This is a genomic window from Polynucleobacter sp. MWH-Aus1W21 (genome assembly GCF_018687275.1).
In the GTDB taxonomy this organism is placed as follows: domain Bacteria; phylum Pseudomonadota; class Gammaproteobacteria; order Burkholderiales; family Burkholderiaceae; genus Polynucleobacter.
Map to the genome: position 1 here is coordinate 1,034,412 of NZ_CP061287.1, position 20,189 is coordinate 1,054,600.

Genomic DNA, 20,189 nt, shown 5'->3' on the forward strand with positions numbered 1-20,189 from the left:
GTGAAATTAGTTACTGTTATTTTTAGGCATTATTTTGCGTTGATATCGATCAACTGCAGCTTCATGCTCTTTTAAGTTTTGTGAAAAATGACTACTTCCATCCCCTTTAGCAACAAAGAATAAAGCATTGCTTTTTGCAGGGTGTGCTGCGGCCAGAATTGACTCTTTACTAGGCATGGCGATAGGGGTTGGAGGTAGACCTTTGTGCATATAGGTATTGTAGGGAGTGTCTCTACGTAAATCCGCTTTCTTTAAATTTCCGTCAAATTTAGGCCCTATTCCATAAATAACCGTAGGATCAGTTTGAAGCGGCATGTCTTTATTAAGCCGGTTGATAAAAACAGCCGAAACTAGATTCCTATCGCTTAGACGACCAGTTTCTTTCTCTACGATTGATGCCAATATCAATAGCTCATAAGGTGTTTTAAGAGGCAATTCTGAATCTCGTTGCTCCCAGATTTGCATAAGCTGTTTTTGCATAGCTTGCGCTGCTCGACGATAAATATTGATATCAAGCTCGTCTGGATCAAAAACATATGTATCAGGTAGAAAAAGACCCTCATCGCTTGTATAACTCAAATTTAACTGTTGGAGTAACTCCTTATTGCCCATACCCTTGGTACGATGAATCATTGCCGTTTGCGAATCCATTAATGCTCTCAATTGCCAAACCGTCATTCCAGGAATAATGGCAACTGCTTCTCTAACGCGATCCCCGCGGGCAATTTGCAAAAGCACCTTTCCAAGACTCGCACCATTTGGCAATAAATATGTTCCCGGCTTTAGCTTGGAGGCAACCAATAAGCTTCTGGCACCTAAATGTAGGGCAAATGAATTAACAGCCATTCCTTGCGCTCTTAACTGTTCAGCAATGCTTGTTAACCCAGAATTGGGGTTAATCTTCACTCTATAACTAGTGCCATCAACAGTATTTGACTGATTAGGGACGACTGGGAATAAAAAAATAGTTCCATAAAGAAGGCCTAATAGGGCCACAGCGAGGGTAAGCCATTTTTTAAGATCTCGGTATGAGGGCCATCTCTTCATAAAAAAGCTCCTCTTCTGAATTTTTCTACTCATCAGGCTATGATAAAAGGGTCATGACATATTCCACCCAAATCCAGCAAAACTGGCTAGAAAACAGCCCCTCCCTACCCTGCAGCCTGACCCAGTGGGGTCTTATCGTAGTAGAGGGCTCTGATGCTGCAAGCTTTTTGCAAAATCAATTAACAAACTCTGTCTTGGGGCTCAACCGAACCCTGCCGGGATCAATAGCTCAGGGCTACTCAGGAAGTCGTCTCGTAGGTTATTGCAATCCAAAGGGTCGTTTGTTGGCAAGTGCTTGGCTTGGCTTATTTCCATCTACACCCGATGGAGAAGACCGATTTGCTTTATTTATCTCAAGAGATATTGCGGCTAGCACTGCTAAACGTTTGTCTATGTATGTTCTGCGTTCAAAAGTCAAAGTAACTGATCTTTCTGCAAGCTGGTCAGTTGCAGGTCTTTATGGCCCTACTGAAATCACAAATAGCGTGAAGTTGAATGATCGGTGTCTAGCGCTAAAGCTGCCGGATGTTCTGGTTGGATCTCATTCGGTTACACGTCTTTTGTTGGCATATTCGAATCAAGCCGATATTGTTGTCCAAGACTCCGAGGAATCATTGCTCTCGTGGAATGAGCTTGAAGTATTAAGTGCCATTCCACGTATTGTTGAAGCTACACAAGAGCAGTTTGTACCGCAAATGATTAATTTTGAATCCGTCGCCGGCATAGACTTTAAAAAAGGCTGCTATCCAGGTCAGGAAATCGTAGCCCGCAGTCAGTATCGTGGCGCTATCAAAAGAAGGCTTCAAATCGCACACGTAATGATCTCCGAATTGAATGATGATTTCGCTTTGCCTGGAGCAGAGCTTTTCCACAGTAATGACCCTGCACAGCCCGCCGGAATGGTTGTTTTGTCGACCAAGCACCCAGTCGAACCTGGACGCATCGATCTCCAAATTGAGTGCAAGCTAGAAGCTCTTGAAGGTGGTGAAATTCACCTAGGTAGCACTACTGGACCTGTGTTAAAAATAGATTCATTACCGTATCCTTTGATAGAAATTTAATTCTTTTTTATGTGCCTTATTCTTTTCGCATGGAACTCTCATCCAGACTACTCTCTGGTGGTTGCAGCCAACCGCGACGAGTTTTATGAACGTGATACAGAGGGAGTTTCCTGGTGGCCAGAACACCCTCACGTTCTTGCAGGAAGAGATCGTGCCGATGTTTTGGGTAGTCCAGGCACATGGCTAGGCTTTACTAAGTCGGGAAAATTTGCCGCATTGACTAACGTAAGAGCTCCAAGCGAAAAAAATCCAGATGCCAGGACTAGGGGCGAACTCTCCTTAATGTATTTAACTGGTAATGATCGTCCAGCTGAGTTTGTTCAAAGTTACTCAAAACGTTTTTCGCAATATAACGGCTTTAATTTACTCATGGCCGATCTTAGCAACCCAGTAAACGCAGAGATGCATTGGGTTAGCAATCGGATGATGATGGGCCAAAACGTACGTCCTCGCAAAGTTTTTCCGCCGCAGCCCTTAGAACCAGGAGTCTATGGGCTTTCTAATGCCATGCTTGATACGCCCTGGCCTAAAGTTAATCATCGTGTAGCGGCATTTGCCCAAGCATTAGCAATGGATCAAGGCAAGCTTAAGAATGCAGATCAGTATTTAAAACTGCTGGCTGATACACATCTTGCAAGTGATCATGAACTTCCCAATACAGGTGTAAGCAAGGAATGGGAGAAGGCACTTTCCCCTGCATTTATTAAAACGCCCGCTTACGGAACGCGTTCCAGCACAGTTCTTAGAATACGAAAAGATGGTCAGTTTGAATTAGTCGAGCGCCGCTTTGATTCATCCGGAACGGTTGGGCATGACGTTGTGACTGGAGCGCTTAGCTCGTCCTCTGACTCTAATTTATCTGTATAGCGTTAGTCGAAACGACCATCGTCGTTCACAACACGATCACCATCGGCATTACGAGTTGCCAAGCGCTTCAGAAATTTAAATGTGCCAGTGGCCATGCAACATATTTCACCTTGATCGTTATAGAGCTTGGCTTCGCAGAAAGCCATAGTTGCAGTTCTTCGAACTGTATCCGCTTTAACGCGCAACACACCGGTTGCGGCCTGCATGAAATTATTCTTCATTTCAATGGTGACAACACTACGGTCCCCAGGATCACCTGACCGTGCGGCTACTGCCATTGCTACATCCATTAGCGTCAGTAATACACCACCATGAGCAACTTCCCAGGTATTGTTATGTTCAGGTTTAAGGGCCAGCAAAATCTCCCCTTTACCCATTTCTGCGCTTAGGCAGCGAACCCCAAGGAGCTTTAAAAAAGGAACATTTAATTCTTCTCCTAAATTGGCTAGTTGGGTCTGTGGATTGATTTGGACTTGTTTATTCATTGAATAATTTTAGAGGCATGTACGTGTTTTGGTAAATCCCCCTAGAATAAGCCCATGGCCTTTATATTTAGTGGCGATGACGTTTGCCAAACAACCACACCAACACCAATCCCCGCACCCTACTGGGTTGCATTTTCACACTCCTCAGCCAATCTCATTGGTATTGCATTGGACGACACTGGCCTGCCGGTGGACAAAGAATGGCTGGGGGTTTTGTCTGGAAACCAATTAAATACAAGCGATCATCATTTTTCCAATCCAATAGCAACCGTCTATAGTGGTCACCAATTTGGCGTTTGGGCCGGACAGTTGGGCGATGGGCGAGCAATTTTATTGGGCGATATTGCTGGTCAAGAGTTGCAACTCAAAGGCGCTGGTATTACGCGATTTTCACGAATGGGCGATGGGCGAGCAGTACTTCGATCTTCAATCAGAGAGTTTCTGTGTAGTGAAGCAATGCATGCTCTAGGCATTCCGACCACAAGAGCTCTATCAATCGTTGGGTCCGATTTGCCGGTTAAAAGAGAGACCTTTGAAACTGCCGCAGTTTGTGCACGATTTGCCCCTAGCTTTTTAAGGATTGGCCACTTTGAACACTTTGCTGCGCTAGACGATGTTGATCGCTTGAGGGAGTTCGCGGATTATTTAATTCAATACCACTATCCTGATTCTCAAAATACCGATGAGCCTTATTTAAATCTATTTCAAGAAATATGCGCTCGCAACGCTAGTCTTGTAGCCCAGTGGCAAGCCGTTGGCTTTTGTCATGGCGTACTTAACAGCGATAACATCAGTGTCCTTGGTCTAACCATGGACTATGGGCCATTTGGATTCTTGGATCAATTTCAGATTGATCACATTTGCAATCATAGTGATCAAGGCGGAAGATATTCATATCATCGCCAACCTCAGATCATGCACTGGAATATGGCGTGCCTTGCCAGCGCAATGATCCCTTTACTGGCGGGGAAGTCTGATGAAGCGCTAGCGCAAGAAAAGTTGCGATCTGCTCTCGATCAGTTTCCAGTGGTTTATGCCCATGCATGGCAATCCCTATTTCGCAAAAAACTGGGATTTACTACTTCTGAAGAGGGGGATATAGATCTTATAGAGAGGTTATTGCAGGCCATGCATGATTCGAAAGTGGATTTCACTAACTTCTTTCGTAATCTCGGCAAGTTGAAGAGCGGTGAATCACTTTTGCAAAACTCATTGAGAGATGAATTTATAGATAGAGAATCAATTGATCGGTGGTTCGACGATTATGTAGCGCGATTAAAGCTTGAATCTGTGCCTGATGAGGTTCGTCAGCACGCTATGAATCAAGTGAATCCAAAATACATACTCCGTAATCATCTGGCTCAGACAGCAATTGAAAAGGCTCAAGATAAAGATTTTTCAGAGGTTACCAAGCTTCTCAAAATCCTGAACAAACCCTATGATGAGCAGTCAGAATATGATTCGTATTCTCTGGCCCCACCCCCTAATTTACAGGCGGTAGAAGTCAGCTGCTCATCCTAAATGTAATTTGATTGACCTCCCCCTGGATTAAATATGAAAAAAACCGACCAAGAATACAAGCAGTCTCTCAGCGATATTGAGTATCGAGTGACACGCGAAGCCGCAACTGAAAGACCCTTTACTGGCAAGTACTGGGATCACTGGGATAAAGGCCGCTATAAATGCGTCTGCTGCGATACGCCACTCTTTTTATCAGAAACAAAATTTGATGCTGGATGCGGTTGGCCTAGCTATAACGCTCCAGAAGTCGCCTCCTCCATCAAGGAAATTCGGGATACCAGTCATGGCATGATTCGCACAGAGGTCCGCTGCGCTCATTGTGATGCTCATTTGGGTCACGTGTTTGAAGATGGACCAATGCCAACTGGCCTACGCTATTGCATTAACTCAGCTTCATTGAGTTTTGAGCCAAGCTCAAATGCAATTCCTACAAAGACATCTGAATAATGAAATAGCGGGATAATTAGTAAATGAAATTTTTATTCGACCTCTTCCCTATCATCCTATTTTTTATCGCCTTTAAACTTGGTGATATCTACACCGCAACTATTGTTGCGATGGTAGCCACTATTGGCCAGATACTTTGGGTCTATTACCGCCATCGCAAAATCGATGCTATGCAATGGATTAGCTTGGTAATGATTGTTGTGTTTGGTAGCCTAACTATCTTTTTGCACGACAAAACATTCATTCAACTCAAGCCAACCGCTCTTTATTGGCTCTTTTCTGGCGCTCTTTTTATTAGCGCGCAATTTTTTCAGAAAAACTGGATACAGGTGTTGATGGGTAAACAGGTGACTCTGAAAGAAAAAAGCGCCCATTCTGTTTGGCATCAACTTAATATGGCATGGGCAACCTTTTTCTTTGCTATGGGTGCGCTCAATTTGTATATTGCCTTTGAATTTTCCGAAGAGACTTGGGTTAACTTTAAATTATTCGGAAGCACCGGCTTATTGGTGGTGTTTGTCATTATTCAAGGTGTTTGGCTCTCTAAACATATGGAGCACCCAAGCGAATGAATGTGAATCAACTGAGAATTGCGGCTTTTGACCAAGACTTGCGTAAGGCTTTTCAGGTTCAGTCCTTAGTAATTGATGATGAAAGCCATCTTCACGCAGGTCATGCAGGCGCAGCCAGTGGCGGCGGTCACTTCAAGCTACTAATCGTTGCTCCGGAATTTAAGGGTTTAAACCTAGTGGCTCGCCATAGAGCTGTTTATGCCGCCCTAAATCGTCATATTCCCAAGGAAATTCATGCCTTGACCATCGTTGCCCTAGCGCCAGACGAAGCATCCGCCTAAGGCTGCCTTAAAATAGCCCTATCCTTCATCAACCCATTAAATACTATGTTTACTAAACATCAATTACTCTCAATAAGTTTACTTAGCGCTGCCCTTATATCTTCAGGTGCTTATGCGCAGAACGCTGTCATTGTGAACGGCAAATCCATTCCAAAAGCGCAACTTGATAAATTGGTTCAACGTTCAGGTCAACCAGACAATCCTCAAGTACGCGATCAGGCACGTGAAATGCTTGTGACTCGTGAACTTATTTTGCAAGAGGCCGACAAACGTGGCGTTATTCAAAAAGAAGTTGTTCGTGAACAACTCGAACAAGCGCGTATAGGCGTACTAGTATCGGCCGTGTTTGAAGATTATGTTGAAAAAGAAGGTGTTGCAGAGGCCGAACTAAAAGCGGCGTATGAATCAGTTAAAGCCCAATACACCGGCAAGGAATATCACGTAGAGCACATACTGGTTGAAAAGGAATCGGATGCTAAGGCAATCATTGCTCAGTTAAAAGCCGGAGCAAATTTTGAAGAGATTGCTAAGGCTAAATCCTTGGATCCAGGCTCAGCTAAAAATGGTGGCGATCTTAGTTGGGTAAGTGACAAAGCACTAGTACCGGAGTTTTCTAAAGCAATGGTCCAATTGAAAAATGGTCAAATTACAGATAAGCCGGTTAAATCTCAATTTGGTTGGCACATCATCAAGATGATTGATGGTCGTGATGTGAAAGCTCCGAGTATGGAAGAAATAAAGGATCAGCTTAAGCAAATGATTGTCTCAGATAAGAATTGGCAGAAAGCCAAATTCGCTGAGATGATGCAAAAACTACGTGCTAAAGCAAAGGTTCAGTAAAAATATCTTAAGGCTTTATCTGGCGGGGTAACGTCGCGGTCTAAGTTTTTGGATCGCCATGCCCGCCAGTCCGCATGCAAATGCGGACATTACAAATACATCCCTAGGTTGTGACGCCTCCCAAATCCAGCCGGCACATAGGCCGCCTAGCGTGCCACCCAAGCCATATGAAATAGTGGCCATTAAGGCTTGGCCTCTAGCCTGCACAGGTCCCGTAAACCAACGCTGCAATAATTTAGTGGCAGCGCTATGGTGAGCGGCGAATGTACCCGCATGCATTAATTGTGCAAGAATTAAGACTGATGTAATGGGCAAGAAAGCAATCAAGACAAAGCGAATCACGCCAATTGCAAAGGCGGCTTGCAAGATGACTTCGGCATCTAGCCTACTCAGCACCTTACTTTGAAAGTAAAAAAAAATAACTTCCGCAGCTACACCAAGCGCCCAGAAAAGGCCTATTTGAAATTTGTCGTAGCCAAGATCGGAAAGATAAAGGGAATAAAAAACATATAAAGCGGCGTGAGCAAAAATCATAAAGAATCCGGATAGCAAGAACCAGCGCACATCAGGATTAAAGAGCACTATTAATAGCTCGCCTTTCACCATCTTGCGCCGATCCATTTTTGGTTCATGCAGACAAAAGGTAATAAAGGCTAAGGCGAATAAAACTACTGTCCCTACGATTGGGTATAACTCAATAGTTTTGCGCTGAAATAACTCGCCTGCAGCAAGAACCATGGCTATGAAGCCAATTGAGCCCCATAGTCGCAATCGTCCATAGCGCTTATCAAAAGAATTGTCTTTGTATAAAGCATGGATGGTGGCGGATTCACCCAAGGGCATCAAACTACTCAAGATGGTGTGCAGAACAAACATCCAAATGAAAAAACCAATGTAGTCTTGTAAAAAATAGATACACAAGAAAACGAGTGCGGCCAGACAGGCGCAAAAACGAATGATGCTAATACGATTTGATAGATAGTCTGACAACCAACCCCACGAGAAAGGGCCAACAATTCTGGTGATCTGCAACATGGACATCAACGCTGCGATTTCAATCACGCTAAAACCCCTCTCCAAAAAGAAGAGGCTTGCATATGGGGAAACTAGTCCAACATAAGCGAAATACAAAAAGAAAAAGGACCCGAAGGCCCAGCGAAGCGAAGGCGTCATTTAATCGGCCATATCAATCGCGATAAGAGCCCGGCTTTGCTGCTGGGATGGACGCAGTAGACGCAAGGACATCAGCGCATTGAGCGCGATGACGCAAAGCATGATCCATTAGCACGAGTGCAAGCATTGCTTCGGCAATTGGGGTTGCGCGTATACCAACACAGGGATCGTGCCGGCCCTTCGTTTGAACGGTTATAGGTTTGCCATTTAAATCTACCGACTGCTTGGGGCTCATAATGCTTGAAGTGGGTTTGATGGCAATGGATACGCGCAAATCCTGTCCAGTACTGATACCGCCAAGAGTTCCACCAGAATTGTTAGTAGCAAAACCATCAGGGTGAAGCTCATCCCCATGCTCGCTACCACGCTGAGCAACAGATTTAAAGCCTGCACCAATCTCAACACCCTTCACCGCATTAATACCCATCATGGCATGCGCAATATCAGCATCCAACTTATCGAATAATGGCTCGCCCAGCCCTATAGGAACATTTCGAGCGCGAACTTCAATGCGAGCACCACAAGAGTCACCTGCTTTGCGCAAGTCATCCATATAAGTCTCGAGCTGAGGAATCATATCTGCATTAGCAGCAAAGAAAGGATTCTTTTCGATTTCTGCTACGTCTTTAAATGGAATTTCTAGTTCACCTAATTGACTCATATAGCCATAGAACTGCGTGCCATATTTTTCATGCAACCATTTTTTTGCAATCGCTGCAGCAGCTACAACCGGGGCCGTTAAGCGCGCAGAAGATCTTCCGCCGCCTCTAGGGTCACGAATGCCATACTTTGATTGATATGCATAATCCGCATGACCCGGTCTAAAGGTCTGCAAAATATCGCCATAGTCTTGGCTACGTTGGTCAGTATTTCGAATTAATAGTGCGATCGGAGTACCGGTAGTTTTACCTTCAAAAACCCCGGAGAGAATTTCAACCTTATCCTCTTCCTTGCGCTGAGTAACATGTCTTGAAGTGCCGGGCTTGCGTCGATCCAAATCAAGCTGAATATCAGCCTCAGAAAGCTCCATACCCGGTGGGCAGCCGTCAACTACCGCTCCAATAGCCGGACCATGGGATTCACCGAAAGTGGTGACTGTAAAGAGAAGGCCTAATGTATTTCCTGACATACCGACATTATGTCATTTGTCAGAAAATGATGGTCAGAACAGCTTAAGAAGCTGTTTTTTCGGTATCTTCAGGCCAGTCGCGAATATAGGCTTTGAGCATCGTGTTTTCAAAGTCCTGAGCTTCCACTACGGATTTCGCAACGTCATAGAAAGAAATTACACCCATCAACATCTTTTGATCGACCACCGGCAGATACCGAGCGTGGTCTACCAACATCATGCGACGAACTTCATCTATCTCCGTCTCCATATTGCAGGTAAGAGGTCTTTGATTCATAACTGAGCTCACTTGCAAACCCTCGAGCTTGCCATGATGCTTTGCTAATGCTGCAATAACCTCTCTGAAAGTCAGAATGCCGACCAGCTTGTCGTACTCCATGACAACCAGGGAGCCAATATCGTGTTCGCTCATCACCAGAACCGCCGTTTGTAGGGCTGTATCTGGAGCTACCGTAAAAAGGGTGCTGCCCTTAACGCGCAATATGTCACGAACTTTCATTTGATCTCCAAAAAACAATGCATGTATGTAATCAATATAGACTTAAGACCACTCTGAATCAAGGGTTAAGTCATTACTTTTAGTAACGAATAACCCTAATGAAGCCACTGCGGATTTCTGGAAGATTTGCCACAAGGACCGCACCAGTTAAGGTAATCCACCAGGTCATATAAATCCACATCAAACCCAAGGGGAAGATGGCAAAAGCCCCGTAAACCGTCTTATAGAAGGCAGTATGACTTAAGAAAATAGCAAAGCCAAATTTCATCAACTCAAAAGCTAGTGCCGCCACAAAAGCCCCAGCAAAAGCATCACGCCACAAGATTTTTGCGTATGGAAGAACTTTATAGACCACCGCATAAACAACAATTGCCAAGCAAATGGGTGCAATAGTTGCCACTAATTGGAAGCCAAAAGATATGGCGCTGATCCACCCTTCCGATGCGCTAAACAAAATACCGCTGAGATATATGCCAATACCTAGCAGTATTGGCCCCAAAATTGTTGCGGCGCTATAGATGGCGATTTTTTTGTATAGAGGTCTACTTGCATGGACCCTAAAGATCTGATTAAAGGCGCCCTCAATCACAGCCAAAGTCATAATTGTGGTGATGATTAAGCCCGCTAAGCCCACGAATGTTAAGCCCTTAGCTTGCGAAGAAAATTGATCCAAGTAAACAAACACTTGTTGATTGATGCCGCCAGGCATATAGGTATCCAAAAGCCAGGTTTTAAATGCATTTTTGACTTGAATAACACTTGGCAAGTAGCCAATTAACATGGTGGCTATAGTTACCATGGGGACCATTGATAAGGTCGTTGTAAAAGCTAGGCTCGCGGCAATTTGCTTTAAATTTTGACCACGATTGCGCTCCCAGATCTCTTTTCCAAGAGAGAGCCATAATTGGGGGTTACGAATGAGGCGCATCGCCGTATCATAAGAGATCAATATGAGCCAACCCGATATTTTAGTTTTGTACTACTCCCGCTATGGTGCAACCAAGGATCTAGCGCGCCTTATAGCTGAGGGCATTGAAAGCGTAAATGGGGTAAATGCCAGGCTACGAACAGTACCCGCCGTTTCTACCGTTTGCGAAGCAACCGAACCCTCCATCCCCCAAGATGGGGCGCCTTATGTGGAATATTCAGACCTGCAGGAGTGTATCGGACTCGCTTTAGGATCCCCCACCCGCTTTGGCAATATGGCCGCCCCCATGAAATACTTTTGGGATGGCAGTTCCTCTGAGTGGATGAATGGAGCCCTAATTGGCAAACCCGCTTGCGTCTTTACCAGCACCGGCAGCATGCATGGGGGCCAAGAAAGCACTCTGTTGACGATGATGATTCCACTAATGCATCACGGCATGATGGTGATGGGTATTCCCTATAGCGAACCAGATCTGATGTCATCCAGTACTGGAGGTAGCCCTTATGGCGTTACACATCTTGCACATGCAGATGGTCGAGCGCCAATCAGTCCAGAAGAGCAACGTTTAGCTAAGGCGCAAGGAAAGCGTCTGGCTGAAGCCGCTTTAATGTTGTACCCAAATAAAACGTAAGGCGTTTAAAGTGCATCATGATTAAAAAGATCCTCGATAAGAACCCCTACCAACTTATAGCTACTGCTGCCTTTGTAGACTTATTTATTCTTTGCGTATGTTGGGAGTGGTTCATCTCCCCACTAAGACCCGGTGGATCTTGGTTAATCCTAAAGGGCATTCCTTTGCTATTTGCCATTCCTGGTCTATGGAAGGGAAATGTCTACACCATGCAGTGGGCCTCAATGTTGATCTTGCTTTATGTCACTGAAGGCTTAGTGCGCATCCTAGAAACTGGCGCTAATTTTTGGCTTGCCGCGATTGAAACGTTAATCGCAACCATTGGTTTTATTTGCTTGTTAATGTATTTGAAGCCAATTAAAAAAGAGGCTAAAGCTTTAAAGAAGATTTCTGCTGAAAAATAAAAAATGCAAAACTTCATCAACCAACTATCCGAAGTGCTTGATAAGAAATATATATTGACTCAGGATGAAGATAAGGCGCCCTATCTAACGGATTGGCGGAAGCGATTTAGCGGAAAAGCACTTGCTGTTCTATTGCCGAGCACTAGCAACGAAGTTGCAGAAATCGTAAAGTTATGCGCTCAGCACCAAATTGCACTAGTTCCACAAGGTGGACATACCGGTTTTTGTGGTGGAGCCACACCAGATAATAGCGGCAATCAGGTGACCCTTAACCTCAAGCGAATGAATCAAATTCGTGAAATTGATATTGCAAACCAAACGATTACCCTCGAGGCTGGATGTATCTTGCAAACAGTCCAAGAAACAGCTGTAGAAAATGGCTTCCTGTTTCCGCTTAGTCTTGGCGCCGAAGGTAGCTGCATGATTGGCGGTAACTTAGCAACTAATGCGGGCGGAACCAATGTACTGCGCTATGGAAATACACGAGATCTTTGCTTAGGGCTCGAAGTAGTGACTGCCAAAGGAGATATTTGGAACGGCATTAAAGGATTGCGCAAAGACAATACTGGCTATGACTTGCGGGACCTATTTATAGGCTCAGAGGGTACTCTTGGCATCATCACGGCGGCAGTTATGAAGCTGTATCCCCTTCCCGTATCACAATGGACAACTTTGGTCGCTTGCGAAAGCATTGCATCTACCATTGAGCTGCTAACTCTCTTTCAAAAACGAGCAAACTCTTTGCTCACGGGCTTCGAAATGATGACTAGAGAGTCTCTGGATCTGAATGAAAAGCACTTTCCACAAATGGTCAATCCATTACAAGGAAATCCGCCATACACAGTTTTAATTGAATTATCGGATCACGAAAGTGAAGAACATGTAAGGAGACTTCTTGAAACAATTTTGGGGGATGCCTTTGAGAAACTCATTATTAGCGATGCGGTAATCGCCAGCAATTTAACTCAAGCAAATATGTTTTGGCACATGCGCGAGCACATCACCCTTGCGCAAGCTGAAGAAGGCGCAAACCTGAAGCATGACATCACCATACCCCTGTCATCACTGGATGACTTTATACGTACGACCGACACCTTGATAAGGGAGAAGTTTCCAGGCGTCAGAATCATTAATTTTGGGCATCTTGGTGACGGTAATCTGCACTACAACATAGCCCCACCATTGGGCGTGAACCCTAAAGCCTTCAATGAAGCAAACGAAAAGCTGATTCATGGTCTGGTTTATGCCCAAGTGGAGCGTTGCAAAGGCTCAATCTCCGCAGAACATGGGGTTGGTCAGCTTAAATTGGACGATTTAAGGGGTCATAAGGGTGAGGTTGCTCATGAGCTTATGAGGACCCTCAAATCAGCCCTAGACCCCCAAAATATCCTTAACCCACATAAAGTTGTCTCCATTTAGAGAAATTAAACAGTTTTTTGTTAAATTTTTTGTAATTCATGTCATCTCTCCTCCTTTTTCATGCGTTGTATGGACATGGAGGTGGCAAATATGTCAACAAGACTCAAACGCTGGGCCCGCGCAATTCAACAGATCGACTTGTCCAAAAGGACGCCTGAAGTCGCAATTGGCTATTTAGATAGCAAATATCGCGATATTGCCTGGCGCTATATCCGTATCCTAGGCTTTGAACGCACGATCAGCTTCATGGCCAGCAACAACTTTCACCCAGAGTAATGTTAAAAAAACCCTAAATAATTGATTTATTTGGGGTTTTTCTCTTATTGCAGCATTTTGCTTTCCTAGCTAAAAAAATTCCTGGCCTCAGATAGCAAAACCTCTGGAATTTCCTCTGGGATGTAGTGACCACTTGGAACGGCCCTACCTGTGACATTCATTGCCACACCTTGCCAGTCATCGAGCGGCTTAAAACACTGATTGACTAGTCCGTGCTCACCCCAAAGAACCTTTAGGGGCATTTTTAATAGATTGCCAGTAGATCGATCTGCGCGATCATGAATTAAATCAATCGAGGCTGCAGCGCGATAATCCTCACACATTGCATGCATGCATTGAGGGCTGCTAGCACCAGCCAAGTATTCAGCCCATCTATCAACAGAAAAAATACCTGTGCCTGCATGACGACCCATATGATTTTTTAACCAATACTCTGGGTTTGCACCAATCATCGTTTCAGGTACAGGCTCAGGTTGAATTAAGAAAAACCAATGCCAATAGCCTTTTGCAAATGCCATTGTGGTTTTTTCATACATCGTTAATGTTGGGGAAATATCCAGAACCATTAAACGAAGTACGCTCTCAGGAAAGTCTAGAGCCAAACGATGAGAAACCCGCCCACCTCTATCGTGGCCAAGCAAAAAGAATTGATCAAATCCCAATGTTTGCATTAGCGAGTGTTGATCTGCCGCCATTGAACGTTTTGAATAAGTGGAATGGTCTGTTTTGCCATGAGGCTTTGAAGAGGCTCCATAGCCCCTGAGGTCTGAGGCCACAACGGTGTAGTGTTTCGCAAGCTCAGGCGCAACTTGACTCCAGATTGCTTTAGTTTGAGGAAAGCCATGTAATAACAATAATGGTGGACCGCTACCACCAATTAAATAAGCTATTTCAATTGGACCGTCATCTGATAAAACGGTAATTTTGCTTTCTGTAAAACCAGGAAAAGAAACTGCCATCATTCATCCAATAAAAAAGAGCTCCGAAAGAGGCGCTAGAGGTTTAATGCAACTATCTATTTGCCATTGCCTGAATTTGAGCAACAGTAACGTAACCTTTGCCAGAGTTATCAATATAACTAAAGTTGTTGTAGATTCGAGGCATACACCCCTTCGCCTCTTCCTTGGTTAGCTTCCCATCTTTATTAGCGTCACATTTTGTAAAGCGTTCAATAATTTCTTGGTCACGAGATGCATCATCTGCCTGCGCAAGTATAGGCGCTGCCAATATAAGACTGAGAGTTAAAGCAAAGGGTGATATTTTCATGTAAGCAACTTATTTACCAGTTGGAGTTGGATTGGCCGATGTTTCTAAGGCGGTGCGAACCACCTTTTTAGCCATAGCAATAAAAGAATCTGCGGACCCAGCATTTGTTCGGAAAGATTCACCTTGAACGGTAATTAAACCCTCACCCAATAGTTGCTTAGATTGGCTGTCAATAATTTTACTTTCGACTAAAAGTGCAGGTGTTTTAGCATTAACGCCACCAGCATAAGCTGCAGCATTCATGGCTAATCCTATTGGTGTGAAGTTCCAAGGCTGCAAACTATTTGCCGAACTTTCTGCACCAGTAATGCCTACTGAAATACGCGCAACTCCTGGACCAGGGTTAGTAACAATGCGAATATTCCCGCGCGCATTAACAGCCTCGACCATTGATTCCTGTAATGCAGCTTTTGCTTTATTAATCAGTTCGAGACTGACATCTTTAGTTGCATTTTGATTCAAGTAGATTGGATCAAGAATTACAGATGTATATGCCCCTGGATTGACGCCAGAGACTCGATATCTCCAAACACGGGTATCGCTATCGCTAGTAGCCATTGGAACTAGAAGGTTGTAATCCGGCAAAAACCCAGATCTTGGCATTGATTCAGTCGCTAATCTAGGAGCATTGCTACAGGCGCCCAAAGCAATCGCAGTGGCAAAGGTAACCAGCAATACATTCATTTTTTTCATAGCGTTTCCATGGGTCAATTTGTTTGTTAGGGAGTTCTAATACGGATGATCATACCTACTTAAAGTTACTCTGGTGCGGGGCAAGGCAAGGTTCCGCCAGTCTTTTTATGAATCTGAGGCTTGCAATCGTTTTGAACGGCAATCTTTGCCCCAGCATCTGAAGTTGAAGTGCCAGGAGAAGGTTTTGCTGGAATGCTGCTTAGGGGCTCCACCTTTACTGGAGCTAAGCCTGCCTCTTTGTAGAAAGCCTTTTCTGACCCAGGACAAGGCATGAGTGCGCCTGTTTTTGGATTGATAACATCTTTGCACTGCGGATTAGCTTCAAGTCTTGCTTCTAATTTAGCTACCGAACATGCTGAAAGGAAATAAATGATGCTAAATAAAGAGCAAATCTTGAGGAAATTTATATGCATTGATTCATTCTAAGTCGTAGCGGATAACTTAAAAGACAGATTAGCCACAATTTAGGGCGCAAGAATGAGGGGGTGGCCTGCCCAGCACGATTCGAACGTGCGACCTACGCCTTAGAAGGGCGTTGCTCTATCCAGCTGAGCTATAGGCAGTAAGTACTGGGACTGAAAATCGTAAAACAAAAGAGATGGTGGTCGGAGTACAAGGATTCGAACCTTGGACCCCCTGCTCCCAAAGCAGGTGCGCTACCAGGCTGCGCTACACTCCGACGGAACCGATATTCTACACCGAGAGCACTATTACAGGCAAATCCTGTAATATTCGTGGCATGGCTGCCTATTTTTCGAGCAAATTTAAGAAGCAAATTCAAGTCGCCCTGAGTGTTGCTTTGCTTGCATTTTGCTTATTGGGAACCCGCTGGATAGGTTTGTCTCATAGCATTTCGCATGCGAACATGCAAAGCCAATCTGAAGCAAGCACGATTGCAGTACACGCTTCCCCATCCTTAAGCCATAGCTCAGATGTATGTCACTTATTCGATGCTATTACCTTAGCTGGATTCTTAGCGTCTGACACGATCTCTCCCGGAACTTTGGGCAATCACGACAATCAGTCTGATGGATTAGTCAACACCTTCATTGTCCAAGCCGTCACCGAGCACTATCAGTCAAGAGCACCACCAACCCTTCTTTTATAAGTCGTTATTGCGACTAGATCCATTATCTAGTAAATGATTTATTTGCTTCCATTATTAGGATGCGAGAATAAAAGGGTTTCAAATGCAGTGTAAAAAAATATTAAAGCCGCGCATTATTTGCGTGCTACTGGGCGGCTTTTTCAGCTCTTATTCAATAGCTCAAAATCAAGCCCCCAGTCTTGAGATAACTGCAACCGGCAGCCATGAGGCTGCACAAAGTATTTTGACGCCAACCAAGATTCTCCAGGGCGATGAGCTGGCGAATAAATTAGGGGGAACCTTGGGTGCAACATTGGCTAATGAGTTGGGAGTATCTGCAACCGGCTATGGCGCTGGATCATCCCGTCCCGTTATTCGAGGTCTCGAAGGCTCCCGTGTACAAATTCTGCAAAACGGTTTATCAGTTGGAGATGTATCCAATATATCGCAAGATCATGCTGTTGGTAACAGCATGCAAAATACCCATCAGGTTGAAATATTGCGTGGCGCTGCCGCCCTACTATATGGTTCGGGCTCCAGCGGTGGCTTGGTGAATGTTGTCAATGACCGAATCCTAACAAATTTACCCGATCGACCTACGGGTGCATTCAACACTAGTTATGAGACTGTAAATAATGGCCGCGCTGGATCTGTTGAAGTTGACGGAGCTATAGGATCGGTTGCCGTTCATGTAGATACTGCAATTAATAACGCCAACAATTATTCAATTCCCGGTAACTCAACGCAATCTCAGGGTGAGCCTGTTGGTGGTTGGACGGTCCCACCCGCAGGAAATGGTGGCAATAATTACACCGGAAAATTACCCAATACTTTTAGCAATCAAAATAATTTAGGTTTTGGTGTTTCATATATTGGTAATTCTGGATATACCGGCGTTTCTGTCGAGCGTCTAAATAACAATTATGGAATTCCTACTCCTGAAGGTGGGTCCATAAACCAAACACAAAATCGATACGATTTACAACACCAAACACGTGATCCATTCAATGGATTCTCATCATTTAAATTTAGCGCCGCGAACACCAATTACAACCACACAGAATTTAATAATGCTGGTAAAGCAGCTGCGCTATGGAAAAATCTAGCAAATGAAGCGCGCTTTGAACTAAGTCATAATCCCCTGCTTGGATGGAAAGGTACAGTTGGTGCGCAGCTAACAGCCGCATCCTTAAATGCTACAGAGGTAGGGAGTGGCAGCTATGCAATTGTTCCGCCGACCAAAACAAATTCCAATGCCCTATTCTGGATCGAGGAAGGCAAATGGAATAGTCTGCAAGGAAGTCTTGGTCTCAGGTACAACAATGTTGCTCAAAACCCAAATACCACCACAGTTCTTGAGGCGCAAGATACAACTGCCGGTACCTTTACGCCAGGAATTACTCTTCAAAACCGAAATTTCAATTTGATGTCATATTCGGCTGGTGCGCTATGGAATTTTATGCAGGGTCATGGCTTGGGTGTGGCATATACAGTATCTCAACGAGCCCCAAGCGCCCAAGAGCTGTATTCATATGGCGCACACGAATCCACCGCAACATTTGATATAGGTAACCCCAATTTAAGCAAAGAGGTCTCTCACAATCTGGAGTTCAACTTTCAAAAGAATTTGGGAATTCTTCGGAGCAAAGCCAGTATCTACGCCAATCGTTTTAATAACTACATTTATGGCTATTACACCGGTAACTCCATCAATAATGGTGGCCAGGAGGGCGACGGGTTTAGCGTAGTTACAGCTCAACAAGCCTCCGCAACCATTAAAGGCATTGAAGGTGAAATTACGTATAACTGGCGAGAACCTGGTATCGGCGGCCGAATCTTTGGTGACGCCTCTCAGGGTACATTTGATGCCGGAGGAAATCTTCCGCTGCAACCAGCGCCTCGTATAGGAGCCGAGATCGCCCATCAAAGAAATGGCTGGCTAAGCAATGTAAGTTATATCTACAGCTATCAACAAAATCGTTTAGCCAATTGGGAACAAGGCCCTGCACCAAGTTACAACCTATTGAATGCTGGCATCTCTTACACCGAAAGAATTCAGCAAGTGAACTGGACAATTTATCTGAATATGAAAAATTTACTCAATGAGCAAATTCGCTATGCAACAACGCCAATGGCTGTAAGGCTTTATGCACCTCAACCAGGTCGAAGCTTCATGGTCGGTCTTAGAGGAACATTCTAAGTAGATGCCAGTGTTAAGAGATTGGCACTAAGTCAGCAATACTCTTGGCGGCATTCATTGCCATAGTAGCGTCCTTAGTCTCCACCATCACGCGCAATAAAGGCTCAGTACCAGAAGCGCGAATTAATACCCTACCGATATCTTTGAGATTATTCTCAACCAAGGAAATTTGCTTCTTAAGAGCTTCATCAGACTTCCAATCGTAGCCAGGTTTGAATCTCACGTTCAACAAGACTTGAGGGAAGGTTTTGACAGTTTCCAAAAGTTGCGCGAGCCCCTTCTTATTCAAACTCATTGCAGCCAGTACCTGAAGGGCTGCAATTGTGCCATCACCAGTGGAGTGTTGATCAAGGCATAGCAAGTGACCGGAACCTTCACCGCCAATGATCCAGCCATTTGTCTTTAGCAATTCCAAAACATAACGATCTCCAACATTGGCGCGTTCAAAACCAATGCCGAGATTTCTAATGGCATTTTCAACAGCAAGATTGGTCATTAATGTTCCAACGGCTCCGCCTAACTCATGCCCGCGATCAAGACGATCCTTTACCAACACATATAGAAGTTCATCTCCATTGAAAAGTCGACCTGAAGCATCCACCATTTGTAGACGATCAGCATCACCATCCAATGCAATGCCCAAGTCCGCTTTTTCTTCTTTAACTTTTGCTATTAAGGCTGCTGGTGCAGTTGCTCCGCAACCATCATTGATATTGCGACCATCAGGATTGACGCCAATGGCAATCACCTCAGCACCAAGCTCATGAAATACATGAGGAGCGGTATGATAGGCAGCGCCGTTAGCACAATCCACTACAAGCTTTAACCCCTTTAGATTTAAATCTCCAGGGAATGTAGATTTGCAGAATTCAATGTAACGTCCTGCAGCATCATCCAGGCGAAATGCTTTGCCAAGTTCCTTGGAGTTCACGCATCCCATTGGCTTTTCTAATTCAGACTCAATGGCCAATTCAAAATCATCAGATAGCTTATCCCCATTGGCGGAGAAAAATTTAATACCGTTATCTTGATAAGGGTTGTGAGATGCAGAAATTACCAAGCCAGCGGATAAACGTAAAGCTTTAGTGAGATATGCAACGCCAGGCGTTGGTATGGGACCGCAAAGCATGACGTCTACTCCAGCAGCGGCAAATCCAGCCTCTAATGACGCCTCCAGCAAATAGCCCGACACCCGAGTATCTTTACCAATCAGTATCTTGCAGCGCTCGCCTGGCTTCGCATTGCGTGTTAATACCTTGCCAGCCGCATAACCCAAGCGAGTCATAAATTCTGGAACGATAGGAAACTGGCCTACCTCCCCTCGGATTCCGTCGGTGCCAAAGTATTGTTTTTTCATGTGATT

The 20,189-nt window shown here is 44.6% G+C and carries 24 protein-coding genes and 2 tRNA genes; 13 read left to right on the forward strand and 13 right to left on the reverse strand.

The features are described 5' to 3' along the window. Nucleotides 1-6: 6 nt before the first annotated feature. A complete protein-coding gene (gene mltG, locus ICW03_RS05365; protein ID WP_215349892.1) occupies nucleotides 7-1,080 on the reverse strand; it encodes an endolytic transglycosylase MltG in 1,074 nt (357 codons plus the stop codon). 20 nt (nucleotides 1,081-1,100) lie between these two features. On the opposite strand from mltG, the gene ICW03_RS05370 reads away from it, so the two are divergent. Both ICW03_RS05370 and ICW03_RS05375 read left to right on the forward strand, forming a co-directional pair. After that, the gene (locus tag ICW03_RS05370) at nucleotides 1,101-2,108 is read left to right on the forward strand and encodes a folate-binding protein YgfZ (RefSeq protein ID WP_215349895.1); all 1,008 of its coding nucleotides are present in this window, start codon (nucleotides 1,101-1,103) and stop codon (nucleotides 2,106-2,108) included. 9 nt (nucleotides 2,109-2,117) lie between these two features. After that, nucleotides 2,118-2,975: an NRDE family protein gene (locus ICW03_RS05375; RefSeq protein WP_215349898.1), complete on the forward strand. Its 858-nt coding sequence runs from the start codon at nucleotides 2,118-2,120 to the stop codon at nucleotides 2,973-2,975. A 2-nt stretch (nucleotides 2,976-2,977) separates the two neighbouring features. Here ICW03_RS05375 and ICW03_RS05380 read toward each other — a convergent pair whose 3' ends face one another. Continuing rightward, nucleotides 2,978-3,460, reverse strand: a complete 483-nt coding sequence (locus ICW03_RS05380) for a PaaI family thioesterase (protein WP_215349900.1) — start codon at nucleotides 3,458-3,460, stop codon at nucleotides 2,978-2,980. A 54-nt stretch (nucleotides 3,461-3,514) separates the two neighbouring features. Here ICW03_RS05380 and ICW03_RS05385 point away from each other — a divergent pair, with 54 nt between their 5' ends. Genes ICW03_RS05385 through ICW03_RS05405 form a run of 5 tightly spaced genes read left to right on the forward strand, consistent with a single transcriptional unit; the run spans nucleotide 3,515 to nucleotide 7,121 of the window. Then, nucleotides 3,515-4,981 carry a YdiU family protein gene (locus ICW03_RS05385; RefSeq protein ID WP_215349903.1) on the forward strand — a complete coding sequence of 489 codons (1,467 nt, stop codon included), beginning with the start codon at nucleotides 3,515-3,517 and terminating at the stop codon, nucleotides 4,979-4,981. 33 nt (nucleotides 4,982-5,014) lie between these two features. Then, the gene (msrB, locus tag ICW03_RS05390) at nucleotides 5,015-5,428 is read left to right on the forward strand and encodes a peptide-methionine (R)-S-oxide reductase MsrB (protein WP_215349906.1); all 414 of its coding nucleotides are present in this window, start codon (nucleotides 5,015-5,017) and stop codon (nucleotides 5,426-5,428) included. Between the two features lie 23 nt (nucleotides 5,429-5,451). Further along, nucleotides 5,452-6,000, forward strand: coding sequence for a septation protein A (locus ICW03_RS05395; protein ID WP_215349908.1), 549 nt, complete (start codon nucleotides 5,452-5,454; stop codon nucleotides 5,998-6,000). Then, nucleotides 5,997-6,281 (forward strand): BolA family protein, encoded by a 285-nt coding sequence (locus ICW03_RS05400; RefSeq protein ID WP_215349910.1) that lies wholly within the window; start codon nucleotides 5,997-5,999, stop codon nucleotides 6,279-6,281. The genes ICW03_RS05395 and ICW03_RS05400 overlap by 4 nt, the downstream gene beginning before the upstream one ends. 45 nt (nucleotides 6,282-6,326) lie before the next feature. Next, nucleotides 6,327-7,121 carry a peptidylprolyl isomerase gene (locus ICW03_RS05405; RefSeq protein ID WP_215349912.1) on the forward strand — a complete coding sequence of 265 codons (795 nt, stop codon included), beginning with the start codon at nucleotides 6,327-6,329 and terminating at the stop codon, nucleotides 7,119-7,121. A gap of 15 nt (nucleotides 7,122-7,136) precedes the next feature. Here ICW03_RS05405 and ICW03_RS05410 read toward each other — a convergent pair whose 3' ends face one another. From ICW03_RS05410 to ICW03_RS05425, 4 genes are all read right to left on the reverse strand, one after another. Beyond that, nucleotides 7,137-8,294, reverse strand: coding sequence for an MFS transporter (locus ICW03_RS05410; protein ID WP_215349915.1), 1,158 nt, complete (start codon nucleotides 8,292-8,294; stop codon nucleotides 7,137-7,139). A gap of 13 nt (nucleotides 8,295-8,307) precedes the next feature. Further along, nucleotides 8,308-9,423 carry a chorismate synthase gene (gene aroC / locus ICW03_RS05415; RefSeq protein ID WP_215349919.1) on the reverse strand — a complete coding sequence of 372 codons (1,116 nt, stop codon included), beginning with the start codon at nucleotides 9,421-9,423 and terminating at the stop codon, nucleotides 8,308-8,310. Nucleotides 9,424-9,466: 43 nt separating this feature from the next. Next, complete coding sequence (locus ICW03_RS05420; protein ID WP_215349922.1) at nucleotides 9,467-9,922, reverse strand: CBS domain-containing protein; 456 nt, start codon at nucleotides 9,920-9,922, stop codon at nucleotides 9,467-9,469. A gap of 79 nt (nucleotides 9,923-10,001) precedes the next feature. Then, nucleotides 10,002-10,850 (reverse strand): YhjD/YihY/BrkB family envelope integrity protein, encoded by an 849-nt coding sequence (locus ICW03_RS05425; RefSeq protein WP_215349925.1) that lies wholly within the window; start codon nucleotides 10,848-10,850, stop codon nucleotides 10,002-10,004. A 22-nt stretch (nucleotides 10,851-10,872) separates the two neighbouring features. Between ICW03_RS05425 and wrbA the strand changes: the two genes are divergently transcribed. From wrbA to ICW03_RS05445, 4 genes are all read left to right on the forward strand, one after another. Continuing rightward, nucleotides 10,873-11,481 carry an NAD(P)H:quinone oxidoreductase gene (gene wrbA, locus ICW03_RS05430; protein ID WP_215349928.1) on the forward strand — a complete coding sequence of 203 codons (609 nt, stop codon included), beginning with the start codon at nucleotides 10,873-10,875 and terminating at the stop codon, nucleotides 11,479-11,481. Nucleotides 11,482-11,498: 17 nt separating this feature from the next. Further along, nucleotides 11,499-11,885 (forward strand): DUF2069 domain-containing protein, encoded by a 387-nt coding sequence (locus ICW03_RS05435; protein WP_215349931.1) that lies wholly within the window; start codon nucleotides 11,499-11,501, stop codon nucleotides 11,883-11,885. Between the two features lie 3 nt (nucleotides 11,886-11,888). Next, entirely contained in the window at nucleotides 11,889-13,304 is a 1,416-nt protein-coding gene (locus ICW03_RS05440) for an FAD-binding oxidoreductase (protein ID WP_215349934.1), read from the forward strand. Between the two features lie 90 nt (nucleotides 13,305-13,394). Beyond that, nucleotides 13,395-13,580 (forward strand): hypothetical protein, encoded by a 186-nt coding sequence (locus ICW03_RS05445; RefSeq protein WP_015420997.1) that lies wholly within the window; start codon nucleotides 13,395-13,397, stop codon nucleotides 13,578-13,580. Nucleotides 13,581-13,645: 65 nt separating this feature from the next. On the opposite strand, the gene ICW03_RS05450 is transcribed toward ICW03_RS05445, so the two are convergent. From ICW03_RS05450 to ICW03_RS05475, 6 genes are all read right to left on the reverse strand, one after another. Then, complete coding sequence (locus tag ICW03_RS05450; protein ID WP_215349937.1) at nucleotides 13,646-14,539, reverse strand: alpha/beta fold hydrolase; 894 nt, start codon at nucleotides 14,537-14,539, stop codon at nucleotides 13,646-13,648. A 52-nt stretch (nucleotides 14,540-14,591) separates the two neighbouring features. After that, nucleotides 14,592-14,846 (reverse strand): hypothetical protein, encoded by a 255-nt coding sequence (locus tag ICW03_RS05455; RefSeq protein ID WP_215350357.1) that lies wholly within the window; start codon nucleotides 14,844-14,846, stop codon nucleotides 14,592-14,594. Nucleotides 14,847-14,855: 9 nt separating this feature from the next. Continuing rightward, entirely contained in the window at nucleotides 14,856-15,539 is a 684-nt protein-coding gene (locus ICW03_RS05460; protein WP_215349940.1) for a DUF3313 domain-containing protein, read from the reverse strand. A gap of 65 nt (nucleotides 15,540-15,604) precedes the next feature. After that, complete coding sequence (locus tag ICW03_RS05465; RefSeq protein WP_215349943.1) at nucleotides 15,605-15,952, reverse strand: hypothetical protein; 348 nt, start codon at nucleotides 15,950-15,952, stop codon at nucleotides 15,605-15,607. 73 nt (nucleotides 15,953-16,025) lie between these two features. Further along, a tRNA-Arg gene (locus ICW03_RS05470) sits at nucleotides 16,026-16,102 on the reverse strand. A 39-nt stretch (nucleotides 16,103-16,141) separates the two neighbouring features. After that, a tRNA-Pro gene (locus ICW03_RS05475) sits at nucleotides 16,142-16,218 on the reverse strand. A gap of 60 nt (nucleotides 16,219-16,278) precedes the next feature. Between ICW03_RS05475 and ICW03_RS05480 the strand changes: the two genes are divergently transcribed. Together ICW03_RS05480 and ICW03_RS05485 are read left to right on the forward strand one after the other, a co-directional pair. Beyond that, nucleotides 16,279-16,647, forward strand: coding sequence for a hypothetical protein (locus ICW03_RS05480; protein WP_215349946.1), 369 nt, complete (start codon nucleotides 16,279-16,281; stop codon nucleotides 16,645-16,647). Between the two features lie 82 nt (nucleotides 16,648-16,729). Beyond that, on the forward strand, nucleotides 16,730-18,826 hold the full coding sequence (locus ICW03_RS05485) for a TonB-dependent receptor (RefSeq protein WP_215349949.1): 2,097 nt from the start codon (nucleotides 16,730-16,732) through the stop codon (nucleotides 18,824-18,826). A 13-nt stretch (nucleotides 18,827-18,839) separates the two neighbouring features. Here the strand turns inward: ICW03_RS05485 and glmM are convergent, their stop codons facing one another. Beyond that, nucleotides 18,840-20,183 carry a phosphoglucosamine mutase gene (gene glmM, locus ICW03_RS05490; RefSeq protein ID WP_215349951.1) on the reverse strand — a complete coding sequence of 448 codons (1,344 nt, stop codon included), beginning with the start codon at nucleotides 20,181-20,183 and terminating at the stop codon, nucleotides 18,840-18,842. Nucleotides 20,184-20,189: the final 6 nt, after the last annotated feature.

Excerpts from the sequence above, each read along its gene's own strand:
- mltG (WP_215349892.1), bottom strand. The coding sequence starts at position 1,080 with ATGAGTAGAAAAATTCAGAAGAGGAGCTTTTTTATGAAGAGATGGCCC.
- ICW03_RS05370 (WP_215349895.1), top strand. The coding sequence starts at position 1,101 with ATGACATATTCCACCCAAATCCAGCAAAACTGGCTAGAAAACAGCCCC.
- ICW03_RS05375 (WP_215349898.1), top strand. The coding sequence starts at position 2,118 with ATGTGCCTTATTCTTTTCGCATGGAACTCTCATCCAGACTACTCTCTG.
- ICW03_RS05380 (WP_215349900.1), bottom strand. The coding sequence starts at position 3,460 with ATGAATAAACAAGTCCAAATCAATCCACAGACCCAACTAGCCAATTTA.
- ICW03_RS05385 (WP_215349903.1), top strand. The coding sequence starts at position 3,515 with ATGGCCTTTATATTTAGTGGCGATGACGTTTGCCAAACAACCACACCA.
- msrB (WP_215349906.1), top strand. The coding sequence starts at position 5,015 with ATGAAAAAAACCGACCAAGAATACAAGCAGTCTCTCAGCGATATTGAG.
- ICW03_RS05395 (WP_215349908.1), top strand. The coding sequence starts at position 5,452 with ATGAAATTTTTATTCGACCTCTTCCCTATCATCCTATTTTTTATCGCC.
- ICW03_RS05400 (WP_215349910.1), top strand. The coding sequence starts at position 5,997 with ATGAATGTGAATCAACTGAGAATTGCGGCTTTTGACCAAGACTTGCGT.
- ICW03_RS05405 (WP_215349912.1), top strand. The coding sequence starts at position 6,327 with ATGTTTACTAAACATCAATTACTCTCAATAAGTTTACTTAGCGCTGCC.
- ICW03_RS05410 (WP_215349915.1), bottom strand. The coding sequence starts at position 8,294 with ATGACGCCTTCGCTTCGCTGGGCCTTCGGGTCCTTTTTCTTTTTGTAT.
- aroC (WP_215349919.1), bottom strand. The coding sequence starts at position 9,423 with ATGTCAGGAAATACATTAGGCCTTCTCTTTACAGTCACCACTTTCGGT.
- ICW03_RS05420 (WP_215349922.1), bottom strand. The coding sequence starts at position 9,922 with ATGAAAGTTCGTGACATATTGCGCGTTAAGGGCAGCACCCTTTTTACG.
- ICW03_RS05425 (WP_215349925.1), bottom strand. The coding sequence starts at position 10,850 with ATGCGCCTCATTCGTAACCCCCAATTATGGCTCTCTCTTGGAAAAGAG.
- wrbA (WP_215349928.1), top strand. The coding sequence starts at position 10,873 with ATGAGCCAACCCGATATTTTAGTTTTGTACTACTCCCGCTATGGTGCA.
- ICW03_RS05435 (WP_215349931.1), top strand. The coding sequence starts at position 11,499 with ATGATTAAAAAGATCCTCGATAAGAACCCCTACCAACTTATAGCTACT.
- ICW03_RS05440 (WP_215349934.1), top strand. The coding sequence starts at position 11,889 with ATGCAAAACTTCATCAACCAACTATCCGAAGTGCTTGATAAGAAATAT.
- ICW03_RS05445 (WP_015420997.1), top strand. The coding sequence starts at position 13,395 with ATGTCAACAAGACTCAAACGCTGGGCCCGCGCAATTCAACAGATCGAC.
- ICW03_RS05450 (WP_215349937.1), bottom strand. The coding sequence starts at position 14,539 with ATGGCAGTTTCTTTTCCTGGTTTTACAGAAAGCAAAATTACCGTTTTA.
- ICW03_RS05455 (WP_215350357.1), bottom strand. The coding sequence starts at position 14,846 with ATGAAAATATCACCCTTTGCTTTAACTCTCAGTCTTATATTGGCAGCG.
- ICW03_RS05460 (WP_215349940.1), bottom strand. The coding sequence starts at position 15,539 with ATGAAAAAAATGAATGTATTGCTGGTTACCTTTGCCACTGCGATTGCT.
- ICW03_RS05465 (WP_215349943.1), bottom strand. The coding sequence starts at position 15,952 with ATGCATATAAATTTCCTCAAGATTTGCTCTTTATTTAGCATCATTTAT.
- ICW03_RS05480 (WP_215349946.1), top strand. The coding sequence starts at position 16,279 with ATGGCTGCCTATTTTTCGAGCAAATTTAAGAAGCAAATTCAAGTCGCC.
- ICW03_RS05485 (WP_215349949.1), top strand. The coding sequence starts at position 16,730 with ATGCAGTGTAAAAAAATATTAAAGCCGCGCATTATTTGCGTGCTACTG.
- glmM (WP_215349951.1), bottom strand. The coding sequence starts at position 20,183 with ATGAAAAAACAATACTTTGGCACCGACGGAATCCGAGGGGAGGTAGGC.